The organism is Streptomyces sp. NPDC007917 (assembly GCF_042959105.1).
In the GTDB taxonomy this organism is placed as follows: Bacteria; Actinomycetota; Actinomycetes; order Streptomycetales; family Streptomycetaceae; genus Streptomyces.
Genome location: NZ_JBIBKK010000044.1, coordinates 41,121 through 55,533 on the forward strand (window position 1 = coordinate 41,121; position 14,413 = coordinate 55,533).

The following is a 14,413-nucleotide window of genomic DNA, read 5'->3' on the forward strand; positions in this document are numbered from 1 at the left end:
ACATGCGGGGCGTGGTGATACGGCTGATCTACCTGCTCGCCTGCCAGACGTTCCGGTGGCTTGTCCTCCTGGCCCGCTCGAGTGCGGCGAAAAATGTCGAGATCTTGATGCTCCGGCATCAGCTCACCATCGCGCAGCGCAACCGGCCTCGGCCTCGGTTCTCCTGGAGCGACAGGGCCGTCATGGCAGCTCTGCTCCGGATCGTGAGCAAGGAACGGCGTACCCAGGTGGCCTTGCTGGTCACTCCGCGATCGGTTCTGCGCTGGCACGCACGGCTCATCGCCTGGAAATGGACCTACCCCTCCCGTCGTCCCGGTCGACCACCGAAACCAGAGGCGCTGCGGCAGTTGGTCGTGCGTTTGGCGCGGGAGAACCCCGCATGGGGATACCGCCGCATCCAAGGAGAACTCCTCGGCCTGGGACGCAAAGTCGCCGCCTCGACCGTCTGGTCGATCCTGAAGGAGGCCGGGATCGACCCGTCGCCGCAGCGCACGGACCGCTCCTGGGCTACCTTCCTCAAGGCCCAGGCCTCCGCGATCGTGGCCACCGACCTCTTCCCCATCGACACCGCCTTCTTGCGGCGCTGGTTCGTGCTGTTCTTCATCGACCACGGCACCCGGCGGGTACACATCGCCGGCATCACCCGACACCCGACCGGCCCGTGGATAACTCAGCAGGCACGCAACTACCTTATGGACCTCGGCGACCGCGCGGAGTCGATCAGGTTCCTCATCCGGGACCGCGGCGCGTACTTCACCGACAGCTTCGACGCCGTCTTCCAAGCGGTCGGCGTGCGGGTCATCCCGACACTGCCCCAGGCACCCCGGATGAACTCAATCGCAGAACGCTGGATCGGATCATGTCGCCGCGAGGCCACCGACCGCATCCTGATCACCGGCCAGAACCACCTCCGCCTCGTCGTCAATGAGTACGCAGAGCACTACAACAGACACCGACCACACCGGTCCCTCGGCCAACGGCCACCAGACCCGCTGATCACACCTGAACCGCGGCCAGCCAGCGCCTCCACATCGGTCTCCCGGCGTGATCGGCTTGGTGGTCTCATCCGCGAATACAAGCAGGTCGCATAGGTTGACAGCGTTTCCGGCACCCACACGCCCCACCGGCGCATGGGTCAGCCAACTCGCCCGCAATCTGCTCATGGACCTCGGCGACAGAGCCGGGTGCTTCCGGTTTCTCATTCGCGACCGGGACAGCAAGTTCACCGCCGCGTTCGACGCCGTCTTCGTCGGCAACGGCACAGCCGTCATCCCGACGCGCCGCAAAGCCCCCGGTCCAACGCGTTCGCCGAACGATGGATACGTACAGCCCGCGCCGAGTGCACCGACCGACTCCTGATCACCGGTGAACGATACCTGCGTACGGTCCTCAACCAGTACGCAGAGCACTACAACACGGGACGGGCCCACCGCAGCCTTGGCCTACGTGCCCCAGACGACGACCCGAACGTCATCCCCCTGCCCGCTGCCGCGGTCAGGCGTCGGCAGGTGCTCGGTGGACTGCTCAACGAGTACCACACCACGCCTCTCCGATTGCCTCAGAAGCCGTCTCTCAACCGATCATGGAATGTGTGGGTCGAACAGGTTTCCCGCCGGGGTGATCTTCCGGCGGTACGCGCATGAAGGCAGGGCCTCTCGGTAGCTCGGGGATGCGAATCGAACCGAGCAATGCCGGAGGCCCTGTTGTCGTTGTTGTACGCGTCCGAGCCCGACCAGTTCAACTCGGCTGCACCATCGTGTGACTGCCTCGCGCACGTGTACGGCAATGCGGCCGACCATCCCGACCGGGTGCGCCGGTATCCGTCGGACATGACGGACGCTGAGTGGGCGTGTTGGCACTCCTTGAATTCGGCCACCCCATGATCGGCGCCGCCTCAGAGTTGCTCGGCTTGATTCCCCAGGTATACCCGTGCTGACTTGCACTGAGACGCCACAGCGGAGGGGCCGCCCGATAGCCAGCCAGTACCAGGGGCCTGGCGGCCGGCCCAGTGTGCGCGCGGAGCATCGCGTGAGCGACGCCGCAGGCGCCCTTGACGCCCCGGGGTCCTAGCTCAGACACCAGTGTCTGTGATGCTCAGGCCGTGGGCTCGCCGGTGTCCGGTGTCGGCTCGACGACCCGGGCGGTGAGTACGCGTTCGTGGTCGCTGGTGTCCGCGATGAGAACTGGCCGGAAAGCCGGTATTCAGACCCTGCGGTACTCCACCGACATCCTTGGGCTTTGGCCCCTTGGAGTCCGGCATATGGCTGAAGTGCTGCTGGACTGCGTAGGCCTCCCCTGCCACGTTCGAAGCCGCCGAGGGAACGGCTAAGGGGGGCTGGGAATGCTGGTGACGGAGTTCAGCACGGACGTCGTGGAAGCGCCGGATCGGTTCGCACTGTGGGAAGAAGCCACCGCACAGTCGCACATGCGCAATCTGATGCGCAGCAACGACCAGGACGACTTCCGTGCCAAGATGCGCAACCTGGACCTGGGGGAGGTACAGGTGTCCTCGCTGGCCTTCCCGCATCTGGAGATCATGCGGACAGCGAAGCTGGTACGGCAGTCCGACCCAGAGGTGTACCTGATCAACTACGTTCTCGGCGGGGAAGGTGGCGTCTCCCTGGATGGGGGTGACACGGTGTTGCATACCGGCGACCTCGTGGTGCTGGACAGCAGCCGTCTCTACCATGCCCACCGGTACGCTCATCAGGACAGCTGGTCGCAACTGACCGTGCAGTGTCCTCGCCGGCTGTTGCCGCTGCCAGAGAAGACGGCGCAGCACCTGCTCGCTGTCCCGATCAACGGGCGCCATGGCATGGGCGGCGTGTTTACCCGCTGGCTGACCGACCTCAACGCACGTGCTGGCGAGTTCACCCCAGCCGACATCCCCACCCTCGCCTCGGTCACCCTGGACCTCCTGGCATCCGTCATCGCCCGCTGTCTGGAAGCTGATGCGGCACTGACCCCGGAGGCCCGCCGGAGCGCCCTGCGGGTCCGGATCAATGCGTTCGTCGAGCAGCATCTCGCCGACCCGGCTTTGACTCCCCAGGCGATCGCGGACGCCCACCACATCTCCCTGCGCCATCTCCAGCAGCTGCTCGCCGAAGACGGCGCGTCGCCGGCGGCCTGGATACGCCACCGCCGTCTGGAACGCTGCCGCCGCGACCTGGCCAACCCCCGTCTGCACGCCCGCCCGATCCAGGCCATCGCCCTACGCTGGGGCTTCACCGACTTGACGCACTTCAGCCGCCTGTTCCGTGCAGCCTACGGAGTGCCGCCACGCGACTTCAGGAACCTGCGGGCTAAAGAGTGTGCGCGAATCGTCAACAGCCCTGCGCGGACTGACAAGTACTGCATGCTGTCAAGCTCGGCATTCTGGAGCAGCACAGCAAACAGTCCACCAAGCAGTAAAAATCAACCGAGAAAAGGAGCACCCATGCGGAGACGCTATGCCCTGGCTGCCGCCACAGTTGGCACGGCACTTGCCCTGGGCACCATGAGCATGTCGGCCCAGGCCGCTCCCGCATCCAAGGCTGCTGCGGATGCAGTAACCAATGCGCCCGCATCAACCGAGTCTTCACCGGCTTCGATACGCGCCACGTGGCACCAGATGGACCGCTACTACTGGAAACTCCAATGCTATGCCGCTGGTGTTGAAGCCACGGTGGGGCCCGATTCTTTTGCAATCGACTACCCGTGCCCGGTTGACGCGTCAAACCCGGACTACTACAGGCTCTGGCTGCTGTACTGAGGTCATTGGGCCTGGATCCTTGGGTAAGCGCCTGTCCAAGTGTCCGGTTCGCGCTCTACTCGTCCACGTGGGCTGTCTGCACGCTGGTCTGACAGGCATCAGCCGGGGCGGGTATGGCGAAGCGGAGGCACCCGCAGCCCAGGGACAATCGGGGCAGGTTCGTGAAGGCGGCCCCGGTCCCGGTCTGGCAGGCCGGGACCGGGGCCGCCGGTGTGGAACATCGAGCGGCCGCCGCCGCGGCCCGGACACTGATCAAACGGGCGTCCCCGGCTCACCGCTGGTGTGTTACTCACTGGCCTTCCCTGCTCCCTTGAGAACCGGACCAAGTGAGGCGAGGAGTAGCCCTGGCCGAATCCAAGAATCGCCATCAGGCGGCCGTCCGGCCGTTGCTGCCAGTGCCGGCCTGGCTCCAGGGACGGGGCGGGCAGCCCGAGGGCTACTGCCACCGCCAGATGCTGGACGCGATCCGCTACCTGGTCGCGGGCGGGATCTCCTGGCGGGCGATGCCCGCGGACTTCCCCGCCTGGGGCCGGGTCTACGCCTTCTTCCGCCGCTGGCGCGAGCACGGGCTGATCACCGAGTTCCACGACCGGCTGCGCGGAAAGGTCCGTGAGCACGAGGGCCGTGAGGCCGAGCCCACCGCGGGGATCATCGACGCCCAGTCGGTGCGGGCCGCGGCTTCGGTACCGGCCGCCTCACGCGGATACGACGGCGGGAAGAAGGTGCCGGGCCGCAAGCGGCACATCGTGACCGACACGCTCGGTCTGCTCCTGGCCGTCGCGGTCACCGCCGCGAACATCGGTGACCGGGACGCCGCCGCGGGCCTGCTTGCCCGGCTGCGCCGTCTGCACCGCGACATCACCCTCCTCTGGGCCGACGGCGGCTACACCGGCTCCCTCGTCGACCGGGCACGAGAGAAACTCGCGCTGACCCTGGAGATTGTCAAACGCACTGACGATACGCGGGGATTCGTGGTGCTGCCCAGGCGGTGGGTGGCAGAGCGCACGTTCGCGTGGCTGATGAACTCCCGCCGCCTGGCCCGGGACTACGAGAGGCTGCCGAAGAACAGCGAGGCGATGATCCGGTGGTCGATGGTTACACGGATGAGCAGGCGTCTGGCACGGCCACGGGCCGCCGCCCGGCACTGAATGCCCCCGACGCCTCCAGGAGAAGCCACCCGCGCTCCGCCAGACGTCTGGCCTTCGACCGCACCCCTTCGACCTTCGCCGACGTCGTCCCAAGGCCCAGCTCCACCGTGATCTCCTTGGCCTTCACCGGTCCCTTGCCCGCTGATCGTCGTTCATCCAGCACACCCAGAATCCGCCGGTAGTCCGGCGCCAGCACGGTCACCGGCAGCCCCTCCCGCCACGGTGGCACCGTCGAGCCCGGCATCGGCACGGCCGGCGGCGCCGTTTCCTGCTCTGCCCCGGCCCCGGTCACGGCAGTGGACTCGGCCACGGAGGCGGCCAGTGCCTCGACCAGTTCCTCCCGCGCGATCACCCGCCGGTCCAGCTCGATCTCAGCAGCCTCCAGCACCTCAGCCAGCCGCGCGGCTTCCTCCCGCAGACCCTCCACCCTCACCCGGGCAGCCGCCTCCCGCTCCTCCAACATTCCCAGCACCGACGCCACCGCGCACCCCTCGGCCATCAAGCGGACACAAGACGCCGCATCCCTCCCTCACCCCGAGCGAAACCATGCCTGACCAGCAAGAATCAAACGATCACGTTCGGTTGAGAGACGGCTTCTCACCATCGACAGAGAACGCCCAGCTCAGCAACCTGATCGGAATAATGACACCCTTCAGGAGTCCTCCACCAGTACCAGCACGCCGTCTGAGCTGCGCGGATGATTTATCGGCATCCGCAGTGTCCAAACCCTATGCCGATACCCCTGGGCATTCCGCGGCCCGCACGACGAGGTCTGGCGGAGGAGTGGTCAGTGGCTCTTACTCATCGCCGATCGCTTCGGCCAGATGTGTGGCCAAGGCTTCGGCCATTGGGCGCAGTCCCATAGCGCGCTGCAGTACGTGGTCATCGTAGTCGCCGCGTTCGATCGCTTCCCGGTTGTTGAACAAGATACTTACTTCGGGGTCAAGCAAGGTGAGGAACCAGGAGACGAATTCGGCCGCGTCCAACGCTGCGTACCTGCTAAGGATCAATCCACTACGGAGACTGTACTCTCCGGAGCGCTCAGTTCCGTCTTCGAATGTCATGGCAAACCGAGTCCGCTGCGCCGTTCCGGAATCGTCTTCGATCAGGCGCGTGCTGCAGTCAGGCCAGCGGCTCTGGGCTGCCTGTGCGAACTGTTCTGGTGTGACGTGCCACCGTTCGCCCTTCATCGGGGCGAAGTAGTAGCTCGTGATGACGTTGGCGGCTTCATCGGGAGTCACTGAACGCTCCTTCTCAGTTGCCCTGGGCCGGGTGCTTTCTCTTCGGTTCCTGCGCGCGCGTGAGCTGGGTCTCCAGCCCGATCCCGAGCTGCTCTACATCTCGGCGATGTTCCACGACGCGGGCCTTCTGGTCCCGTTCTCCGACACGGAACAGCGTTTCGAACTGGACGGCGCCGACCACGCGCGGAAGTTCCTGCTCGAGCGCGGGTTCTCCGAGAGCGCCGCCGAGGTGGTCTGGACGGCGATCGCCCTGCACGCGACCCCGGGGATTCCCGGCCGGATGGGCCAGGAGATCGCTGCCACGAACTACGATGTTCTGACCGAGGCGGTCGGCTGGGGGATGGACCGGATCGCAAGCGAACAGGTGGACGAGATCGTCTCCGCTCATCCGCGCGGAGAATTCAAGAAGGAATTCCTGCAGGTGTTCGTCGAGGGCCTGAAGGACCGTCCCGACACGACATGCGGGACCATCAACGCGGACGTCCTGGAACACTTCGTTCCCGGCTTTCGCCGCACCTCCATGGTCGAGCGCATCCTCGACGCTCCCTGGCCGCGGTGACCCGGCAGCAGCCATACATCACGCCGATGAGACCGGTCGCCTCCCGCCGCGACCGTCGTCACCTGGACAGGTGGCATCACCTTGACATGGCCCCGCCCCTTCCGCACTGTCCGAGCCGTCGACACCGCTCATCTCCTGGACCTGGCCCAGGAGGCCGCCATGCACGGCTTCAGTCAGCGGCTCCCGGTCGACTGGTTCCAAAAGCGCCTCGCCGCAGCGGCGACGCACTACCAGTTCCCTATGCTCGTGCAGCGGCTCCGCATCGAGCGAGCAGTGCCCCAGCGCGAGTGGGTGGAATAACTGAGACACGAGCTCCCGGACATGGGCTGGGACAGGCCAAGATCTCTTACCACATCGGGGCGCATCCGGCGCGCCCGTCCCGTCACGGAGCGACGGCGGGAGAGGCGCGGATGGAGTCCGTCCGTCCGGAAGAGCTGGAGGGCATCGTGGGGAGACCTCCGCGTGAACGGTGTCGGCTGGACAGATCGCTGACCGTGGCGGGTGGCTCCCGGCCGCTCATGTCGACGTGATGCCGGCGAGGCGCCGATGAGGAGAGTTTCAAATCCGGATAATTAGGGCATTTGTTCGCTTATGGGGTCGTTTCGCTGAAGGAGGATCCGATGTCAACAGGTACCCTCATCGCCATTGTCGTCGTCGTGGTGCTCGTGCTGATCGTCGTCGCGACCGGCTTGAGGCTCACCATGCGCCGCCGTCACCTGCGTGAGCGGTTCGGCCCGGAGTACGAGCGGGCGGTTGAGTCGGGCGACAGCCGGCTGGCGGCCGAGCGAGAGCTGAAAGAGAGGGAGACCGAGCACGACGCCTTGGAGATCAAGCCGCTGTCCGGCGCGGCCCACGACCGCTATGCCCAGGACTGGATGAGAGTGCAGGAGGAATTCGTCGACCGGCCCGACAGAGCCGTCGACGACGCGGACCGTCTGGTCACCCGGCTGATGAGTGAGTGCGGATACCCCACGGATGATTTTGATCAACAACTGAGGCACTTGTCCGTCGAACACGGTCAGACGCTGGAACACTACCGGGCCGCCCACGAGATCACCGCGCGAAGCGACCGCGACGAAGCGAGTACCGAGGAGCTGCGCAGTGCGATGGTGCACTACCGCACGCTGTTCGACGAACTGCTGGAGGCCGGCGGCGGTCGGCGAGCGTGAAAGGCCCCACTGGGACGGTCTGCTGATGGTCCCACCAGAGGAGGGTCCACCTCGGGACCGCCGGATGGTCGGTTCCCGTACGGAGGAGACGACATTATGGACCAGGACGAACTGCACGAGCGCGCGGAAAATCCGCCCACCGAGGACATCGCCCCTGCTCAGGAGAGCGCGGGGGAGAGGCGCCCAAAGGAAACCGAGGCCGCTGAGCAGAGGCCCTCGGGCGGCGGGACGGCACCCGCCGCAGAGCAGGAAGAATCGACCCCCATGACCGCCCCTGGCGGTGAGGAGGAGGCAGCGCAAGCGGATACGGAAACCATCACCACTACCGTGCCGGAGACCGGGGCGGGGACGGAGCAGGGTGCTGCGGGGGAGGGCGCCGCAGAGGCAGGAGAGCCGCTCCTCCGGAAGAAGGAAGTGGAGGAATACCAGGAGAGGTGGCACGAGATCCAGAGCCGGTTCGTCGATGACCTCCGGGATTCCGTGCACGCGGCCGACACGCTGGTCGCCGAGGTGATGCAGACCCTGGCTACCTCATTCTCGCAGCACAAACATCGGCTGGAGGAGCAGTGGCGGCGCGGGGAAGAGGTCGCGACCGAAGATCTGCGCGTGGCGCTACGGCGCTACCGGTCCTTCTTCCACCGTTTGCTGCAGAGCTGAGCGGCCTGCCGGGACTGGCGACATTCGGGTTCTGGCCGGTCACGTCTCCGCCCTGACGATCCGTTCCGGTGCGGAGACTCGTGATCGCCCTCGACATCGGACGACATCATCACACTCCGTGTTTGCTCCCCAAGATCTGTGCCAGAAGAGCCGCGGGCGCTCGATCGCGGCGCCGCCATAGTCGTGCGCCCGAAAGCTCTCGGCACCTGCCAGGCTACGCCCGGCCGGGGCGGACGGCGCGGCCCGCAGTTTCGACGGTCGGCCGAGGGGGCCGGGTCGGCGAGGTAGGTGACGACGCGCACGCGCCTGTCGGCACTACCAAGAGGAGATCCCTGTGCGTGCAGCCGTGATGTACGGCGCAGGAGACGTTCGGATCGAGGGCCGTCCCAATCCGGGGATCCAGCATCCATCGATGCCCGCTGTCCGGGGCGTGCTGTCGTGTGTGTGCGGCAGCGACCTGTGGCCCTACAAGTCCATGCCCCGCCGCTGGCACCGGCCGTCCGATGGGATACGAGTTCCTCGGCGTGGTGGAGGAGACCGGCTCCGACGTGTCCGGCCTCAAGACCGGCGACCTGGTCGTCGCCCCGTTCACGTACTGCGACAACACCTGCGACTACTGCGCCAAGGGCCTGCACCGCAGTTCCGCACGCCTCATGGTCACCGGTCATTTCCGCCGGTGGCTGCGGCGCGTCCCGGGGCGGGAAGGCGGGCGCTCCGGAGTGGTGCTCCGGCCTGATGGAGGCTGGTGAGGGCCTGCCGGTAGGAGGTGATCAGCCCGGCCTCCAGGTAGGCCACGCCTAGTTCCTCGCAGTAGCGCCGGACGATGGCCCGGGCCTTGCGCAGGTTGGGGCTGGGCATGCTGGGGAACAGGTGATGCTCGATCTGATGGTTCAGCCCGCCCAGCGCGATGTCGGTGAACCAGCCGCCGCGCACGTTGCGTGAGGTGAGCACTTGGCGGCGGAGGAAGTCCGGGCGGTCTTCGCCTTTCAGAATCGGCATGCCCTTGTGGTTGGGCGCGAAGAGGGAGCCGAGATAGACGCCGAACACGCCCTGGTGGACGGCGAGGAAGGCGATCGCCATCCCGGGCGGCAGGAGCCAGAGCAGAACGGTCAGGTAGACCGCGAAGTGCGCGAACAGCAGGGCGCCGTCGAGCGTTCGGTGCTTGAGCGACCGATTGGCCAGCGCCTTCACGCTCGACACATGCAGGTTGAAGCCCTCCAGTGTGAGGAGTGGGAAGAACAGGAACGCCTGCCAGCGGCCGATCAGGCGGGGGAGCCCTTTGGCGGCCCGGGCCTGATCCTGGGACCAGACCAGCAGGTCGGGGTCGAGGTCAGGGTCGAGTTCCTCATGGTTGGGGTTGGCGTGGTGGCGAGTGTGCTTGTCCTGCCACCACCCGTAGCCCATCCCGATTCCGACACCGGCGATCCGACCGGACACCTCGCTGGCCCGGCGTCGGCGGAACACCTGGCGGTGGGCTGCGTCATGGGCGAGCAGGGCGACTTGGCCGAAGACAACGGCGAGGAAGGCGGCGACCGCCAGTGTCCACCAACTGTCGCCGATGAGCGCGACGGCGGCCCACCCACCGACGTAGAGCCCGGCCACCACTGTGATCCGCAGTGCGTAATAGCCGGGACGGCGCCCCAGCAAGCCGGCATCAGCGATCTTTCTCGACAGTCGGGCGAAGTCGCTGCCGGGCGTCTCCGAGGGCGGGGGGCGGACCGTGGTGTGTCTGGTCATGGGGGTGAAACTCTCTCTGAAGGAGGCAGTTGGCTCGGCGCTGCCTTGGAAGCCGCTGAGACCGGGCCGCGGGTAGGGACGCGCTTCTTCCGCTGCGGGACGCGTATCGCGCCACCGCGGAGCAAGGAAGACGTCTGGTTCGTCTGCCAGCGGCAGCGTAGGCCCTTTGCCTGAATGCGGGTTCCCTGCCAGGCAGGTCTCACACGTGACAGGGCAGGGCTTATGAAGTGATCCGCGCGCTTGCATGGCAGATTGGCAGATTTGTCCGGATATGCTTGAGGGAGGGCCGGGAAGAGTCAGAGTCGGAGAGGGGCAGGAAGCGATCGTGACCGTTCTCGCGATGTTTCTTCTCATCATCGGGGCGATTTTGATTCTGCTTGGGACGCTCCTGCTCATCGTCGGGGCATTCGTGATCTTCATGGGGATTGCCCTGATCGCCCTTGCGGCCTTCCTGCTGATCCGGAGAGCGCTGAGGCGCCGACAGTAGAAGGGGCAAGGCCGAAGGGTGTCTGGGCGTTCGGGCCGGGCGGCGGCCGCGGTGTGCCCTGTGCCCTGTGCCGAGGGCGAGACCGGAGAAATGGGATCGGATCACGCCGAACGCGTCGAGCTGCCGTTGACGCCTGGCTGGCTAGGCCGCGGTTTCCGTGATGAGGACGGCGGCAGTGACCGGTCCGGGGGTGTCGGTGGTGGCTGCGGCGGCCACGGCCTCCCGAACCGCGCGGGCGACTTCCAGGGGATGGTGTCCGGGGCGACCGCGAGTTGGATCTCGATGTGCCGGCCGGGTGGATCGTCATGGTCCTCCACCTTGACCGGGAGGCTTCCCAGCACGGCGGTGAGGCGGGCGACACCCGGAACACCCGTCACGACGTCCGCCGGCGCACCGACGGGCCCCCGCATGGAACCTGTTCCGGTCACCGGGGGCGCGCTTCGCGTGGCCGGGGCTTCCGGCGCCGACCTCATGGCCCTCGTCGCGGTCCGCGACTCCATGCCTGTCTCCGAGGCCGCATGGAGATCCGTGACGCGCAGGTCAGCCGTCATCGTGGCCAGGCCGAGCCGTTCAGCGGCCGCGTTGAGCAGTGCGCTCCTCAACTGGTCGGCGGTGTGGGGCAGCGGCTGCCCCAGGGATGCTGTGAAGGCGGCTTCCATCCTGAGCGGGCCAGGCGGTAGCGCGCTGGCCGGCGGACGGACGGCCGGCTCGGACACGGACTCGAGCGGTGCCGACCCGATACGCAGAGATTCCAGCCGGACACCGGGAATCTCGGCGGCAGCGCGCCCGAGGGCCCGGACGGCCGCTTGCTCGGTGATCCACGTCCCGTCGTCGGGCCCGCCGAGCGGTAGCAGCTGGCCCAGGTCGAGCTGGCGCCGTCCTGCCCGCGTCCACGCCTCGGTTTCCACCGGCCTCTCACCCTCTTCCTTACACCTCTCTCTTCCACGGCCGCGGTTCCCGGCGGTGACTGGGAAGTTGATCGGCGTCCGGGCATCCCCGCGGGGAGCGTGGCGCGGCCACTGCCGCCGACCGGCTCGTCGCGAAGATCGCGTCCCAGGTGGCGCGCGAGGCGCTGAGCCGGTTCACCGAGTCGGTCGGCCACGCGCCGCCCGGCCGCCGGACGCCACGCGTGACGACGTTCGTGCGGCGGTCACCGGAGCGGATCCGAGGCCGAAGAGAACACCTCCCTGGGGGAGAGAAACGCCAGGCCGTCGGGGTTGACGCGCTGTGTCCCCCGCCGGATTCGAATCCCCCGCAGGATTCGAAACCGCGCCACCCGCTCTGGGGTGGTGGGATCGAAACCTTGATCGGGGATGTTCGCTCATGCCGGGTGCTGCTGCTGTCCGCGCAGGTCAGAAGCGCCCGGCATGATGCTTGATCCTTCCTTGTGGCGTGGCGCCTGGTGCGCGCTCACGCAGACCGCAGACGAGGACGACGTCGATGCGTGGTATCACCCCGGTGTCCTGGCCGGACCAGGAACAGCTCAGGGACGCGGCCATGAACTGGCACGGCGCGTACCGCGACACCCCTCGGCGTTGGCATGGTCGGGGTCAGTGTTTGAAGGCGTCCTTGATCTTTGCCACGGCCTGCTTGAGGTTGCCCTTGGTCTGGTCTCCACGGCCTTCCGCCTGCAGGCGCCGACTACCGGTGGCGCGGCCGGTCGTCTTCTTGGCACCGCCCTTCGTTGCTTCGGCTCTGTGCGCGATTTTCTTGGCGAAACTCATGGGTGGCCGCCCTGGGTGAGTTGTCTTGGGGGGTTTGACGGGAGGACTGTCCCGTAGCGCTGACTGTCAGCGTTCTGTGCGTGCGGTGGCGCGGCCTACCGGGGGGCGGGCCGGTGCCCGAACAAGTGCAGTCTCCTCCGACGACGGCCATCCGGGGCCGGAGCCAGGTCACCGCGGGGTGGGTTCTCCCGCGCGTTCGCGTTCTCCCCGCGGGCGGGCTCGCGTAGACCGGCCAGGTCGTCGCGGTCCCTCCTGGTGGAGGCCGTATCGCGGGGGACTGCTTGGGTTCACGGCGCGAGACGCTGCCACGGCGGTGGCGTACACCGGCCCACGCCAGCCACAGCCCGAACAGGGCCGCCGCTCCGACGACGATGCCGGACAGGAACAGCGCGCCGGTGGAGCCGGTCATGCCGTGGCCGAATACCGAGAAGCCGCCAGTGAGTTCATGCCCGCTGCCGTTGTTGGTGAGAGCACCGGCTACGCCAACCACCACCGCGGCGATCAAGATGATCAGTCCAAGGATGACGATCATGATGCACTCCCAGGATCTACCTGCTCCAACAGCAGAACCACACCGTCCACAAGGCCACCGGGACCGGGACGCAGGGTGAAGGCCACCGGGACCGGGACGCAGGGTGTTGGAGTGTTCGCGTACGTCCCGTCGGCTTGTCCCTGCCGCCGGCGACCGCTCTGTTCTGTCGCCGACCGCCAGGGCGCGGCCGGCGCGTGCCGGAGTCGCAGCAGGGCGGACGCGATCGCGCGGTCCACTGCTTCACCGGCCTGTTCTTCCGCCAGGAGATCGCCGCCGTATCGGTGACCTGCCGCATTCGTCGCCCCCTGGTCTCTCCTCCCGCACCAAGCCGCAGGTTTCCGGCGATCGCCGAAGCCGCTCCTTGCCATCCGCGCCGTCCCGCTATAACCTTACGGTCGTAAGTTAAACGATCGTAATTCAATGATGCGGGGAGTCTGTCATGGCGACACATCGGCCGGTAGCACTCGTAACGGGGGCGTCATCGGGGATCGGTAACACAACCGCTCGCGCCTTCGTCACAGCCGGGTTCGAGGTGATCGGAACTGGACGGAACACCTTGGGACTCACCCCGCCCGCCGGTGTGACCTTCCTCGACCTCGACGTGACCAGTGACGAATCCGTCGCCGCCGCCGTCCAGGAAGTGATCAAACGGTTCGGACGGATCGACGTCCTCGTCAACAACGCCGGTCTCGGCTCGGCCGGCGCCGCCGAGGAGAACTCCGTCGCCCAGGCCCAGAGCCTCTTCAACCTCAACTTCTTCGGTCTCGTCCGCATGACGAAGGCCGTCCTGCCGCACATGCGCGCCCAGGGCCGTGGACGCATCGTCAACCTCTCGTCCGTCCTCGGCGTCATCCCGCAGCCCTACATGGCCCTCTACGTCGCCGCGAAGCACGCCATCGAGGGCTACTCCGAGTCCCTGGACCACGAGGTCCGCGAGCACGGCGTCCGCGTCCTGCTCGTCGAGCCCGGCTACACCCGGACCGCCTTCGACGCCAATGCCGCGCAGCCCGACACCCCGCTGCCGCTGTATGCGGAGCGGCGGCGTGTCTTCGACGAAGTGGTCGCTGCGGCAATGAAGACCGGCGATGACCCTGCCGTCGTCGCCAAGGAGATCGTCACGGCAGCCACCGCCTCGAAGCCGAAGCTGCGCTACACCGCCGGACCGCTCGCCTCACGCATCACCACCGCGCGACGCCTCGTCCCTGCCGGGATCTTCGACAAGCAGATCCGCAGATTCAACCGGATGCCCGGCTGACGTCGCACCCGGCCCATCGACCTGCAGTGCGCGCGAGAGGCGCGTTCAGCTCTGACCTGACAAGGAGCTTCCCAATGCTGATGTCAAGCTGCTGCCGTAACAGGCGATGTGGCTTGGTAACACGCTCCGTCGCGGATCATGGCCCACAGGACA

At 67.0% G+C, this 14,413-nt stretch carries 16 protein-coding genes and 1 pseudogene; 12 read left to right on the forward strand and 5 right to left on the reverse strand.

Features of this window, described 5'->3' with window-relative positions; genetic code table 11:
- The first annotated feature begins 2 nt into the window (after positions 1–2).
- The 5 genes from ACFZDL_RS45260 (at position 3) to ACFZDL_RS45280 (ending at position 4,899) form a co-directional block, all read left to right on the forward strand.
- Positions 3–1,091, forward strand: a complete 1,089-nt coding sequence (locus ACFZDL_RS45260; RefSeq protein ID WP_391194381.1) for an integrase core domain-containing protein — start codon at positions 3–5, stop codon at positions 1,089–1,091.
- A gap of 70 nt (positions 1,092–1,161) precedes the next feature.
- The gene (locus tag ACFZDL_RS45265) at positions 1,162–1,359 is read left to right on the forward strand and encodes a hypothetical protein (protein ID WP_353597237.1); all 198 of its coding nucleotides are present in this window, start codon (positions 1,162–1,164) and stop codon (positions 1,357–1,359) included.
- Positions 1,320–1,643 (forward strand): hypothetical protein, encoded by a 324-nt coding sequence (locus ACFZDL_RS45270; RefSeq protein ID WP_353597235.1) that lies wholly within the window; start codon positions 1,320–1,322, stop codon positions 1,641–1,643. Before ACFZDL_RS45265 ends, ACFZDL_RS45270 begins: the two co-directional genes overlap by 40 nt.
- Positions 1,644–2,341: 698 nt before the next feature.
- A complete protein-coding gene (locus ACFZDL_RS45275) occupies positions 2,342–3,751 on the forward strand; it encodes an AraC family transcriptional regulator (RefSeq protein ID WP_353597224.1) in 1,410 nt (469 codons plus the stop codon).
- Between the two features lie 326 nt (positions 3,752–4,077).
- Positions 4,078–4,899 (forward strand): IS5 family transposase, encoded by an 822-nt coding sequence (locus ACFZDL_RS45280; RefSeq protein WP_353597225.1) that lies wholly within the window; start codon positions 4,078–4,080, stop codon positions 4,897–4,899.
- On the opposite strand, the gene ACFZDL_RS45285 is transcribed toward ACFZDL_RS45280, so the two are convergent.
- Together ACFZDL_RS45285 and ACFZDL_RS45290 are read right to left on the reverse strand one after the other, a co-directional pair.
- Entirely contained in the window at positions 4,847–5,380 is a 534-nt protein-coding gene (locus tag ACFZDL_RS45285; RefSeq protein WP_391194369.1) for a hypothetical protein, read from the reverse strand. The genes ACFZDL_RS45280 and ACFZDL_RS45285 overlap by 53 nt on opposite strands.
- A gap of 316 nt (positions 5,381–5,696) precedes the next feature.
- Positions 5,697–6,140 carry a hypothetical protein gene (locus ACFZDL_RS45290; RefSeq protein ID WP_353597227.1) on the reverse strand — a complete coding sequence of 148 codons (444 nt, stop codon included), beginning with the start codon at positions 6,138–6,140 and terminating at the stop codon, positions 5,697–5,699.
- On the opposite strand from ACFZDL_RS45290, the gene ACFZDL_RS45295 reads away from it, so the two are divergent.
- The 5 genes and pseudogenes from ACFZDL_RS45295 to ACFZDL_RS45315 form a co-directional block, all read left to right on the forward strand.
- Positions 6,112–6,699 (forward strand): HD domain-containing protein, encoded by a 588-nt coding sequence (locus tag ACFZDL_RS45295; protein ID WP_391194383.1) that lies wholly within the window; start codon positions 6,112–6,114, stop codon positions 6,697–6,699. The genes ACFZDL_RS45290 and ACFZDL_RS45295 overlap by 29 nt on opposite strands.
- A gap of 81 nt (positions 6,700–6,780) precedes the next feature.
- A complete protein-coding gene (locus ACFZDL_RS45300; RefSeq protein ID WP_353597238.1) occupies positions 6,781–6,999 on the forward strand; it encodes a hypothetical protein in 219 nt (72 codons plus the stop codon).
- A gap of 320 nt (positions 7,000–7,319) precedes the next feature.
- Positions 7,320–7,868 carry a hypothetical protein gene (locus ACFZDL_RS45305; RefSeq protein ID WP_353597236.1) on the forward strand — a complete coding sequence of 183 codons (549 nt, stop codon included), beginning with the start codon at positions 7,320–7,322 and terminating at the stop codon, positions 7,866–7,868.
- A gap of 96 nt (positions 7,869–7,964) precedes the next feature.
- The gene (locus tag ACFZDL_RS45310; protein WP_353597229.1) at positions 7,965–8,525 is read left to right on the forward strand and encodes a hypothetical protein; all 561 of its coding nucleotides are present in this window, start codon (positions 7,965–7,967) and stop codon (positions 8,523–8,525) included.
- Between the two features lie 349 nt (positions 8,526–8,874).
- A pseudogene (locus tag ACFZDL_RS45315) lies at positions 8,875–9,166 on the forward strand (alcohol dehydrogenase catalytic domain-containing protein); the annotation flags it as partial.
- 16 nt (positions 9,167–9,182) lie between these two features.
- Here ACFZDL_RS45315 and ACFZDL_RS45320 read toward each other — a convergent pair.
- Positions 9,183–10,262, reverse strand: coding sequence for an acyl-CoA desaturase (locus ACFZDL_RS45320; RefSeq protein WP_353597230.1), 1,080 nt, complete (start codon positions 10,260–10,262; stop codon positions 9,183–9,185).
- Positions 10,263–10,587: 325 nt separating this feature from the next.
- Between ACFZDL_RS45320 and ACFZDL_RS45325 the strand changes: the two genes are divergently transcribed.
- Positions 10,588–10,749, forward strand: a complete 162-nt coding sequence (locus ACFZDL_RS45325; RefSeq protein ID WP_353597231.1) for a hypothetical protein — start codon at positions 10,588–10,590, stop codon at positions 10,747–10,749.
- A 101-nt stretch (positions 10,750–10,850) separates the two neighbouring features.
- Here ACFZDL_RS45325 and ACFZDL_RS45330 read toward each other — a convergent pair whose 3' ends face one another.
- Complete coding sequence (locus tag ACFZDL_RS45330; RefSeq protein WP_353597232.1) at positions 10,851–11,657, reverse strand: hypothetical protein; 807 nt, start codon at positions 11,655–11,657, stop codon at positions 10,851–10,853.
- 642 nt (positions 11,658–12,299) lie between these two features.
- Positions 12,300–12,473, reverse strand: coding sequence for a CsbD family protein (locus ACFZDL_RS45335; protein WP_353597233.1), 174 nt, complete (start codon positions 12,471–12,473; stop codon positions 12,300–12,302).
- Positions 12,474–13,444: 971 nt separating this feature from the next.
- On the opposite strand from ACFZDL_RS45335, the gene ACFZDL_RS45340 reads away from it, so the two are divergent.
- Positions 13,445–14,260, forward strand: a complete 816-nt coding sequence (locus tag ACFZDL_RS45340; protein ID WP_353597234.1) for an oxidoreductase — start codon at positions 13,445–13,447, stop codon at positions 14,258–14,260.
- Positions 14,261–14,413: the final 153 nt, after the last annotated feature.

Bases quoted from the DNA above. Each gene is read 5' to 3' on its own strand.
- ACFZDL_RS45260 (WP_391194381.1), top strand. From the start codon at position 3: ATGCGGGGCGTGGTGATACGGCTGATCTACCTGCTCGCCTGCCAGACG.
- ACFZDL_RS45265 (WP_353597237.1), top strand. From the start codon at position 1,162: ATGGACCTCGGCGACAGAGCCGGGTGCTTCCGGTTTCTCATTCGCGAC.
- ACFZDL_RS45275 (WP_353597224.1), top strand. From the start codon at position 2,342: ATGCTGGTGACGGAGTTCAGCACGGACGTCGTGGAAGCGCCGGATCGG.
- ACFZDL_RS45295 (WP_391194383.1), top strand. From the start codon at position 6,112: ATGACGTTGGCGGCTTCATCGGGAGTCACTGAACGCTCCTTCTCAGTT.
- ACFZDL_RS45305 (WP_353597236.1), top strand. From the start codon at position 7,320: ATGTCAACAGGTACCCTCATCGCCATTGTCGTCGTCGTGGTGCTCGTG.
- ACFZDL_RS45310 (WP_353597229.1), top strand. From the start codon at position 7,965: ATGGACCAGGACGAACTGCACGAGCGCGCGGAAAATCCGCCCACCGAG.
- ACFZDL_RS45320 (WP_353597230.1), bottom strand. From the start codon at position 10,262: ATGACCAGACACACCACGGTCCGCCCCCCGCCCTCGGAGACGCCCGGC.
- ACFZDL_RS45335 (WP_353597233.1), bottom strand. From the start codon at position 12,473: ATGAGTTTCGCCAAGAAAATCGCGCACAGAGCCGAAGCAACGAAGGGC.
- ACFZDL_RS45340 (WP_353597234.1), top strand. From the start codon at position 13,445: ATGGCGACACATCGGCCGGTAGCACTCGTAACGGGGGCGTCATCGGGG.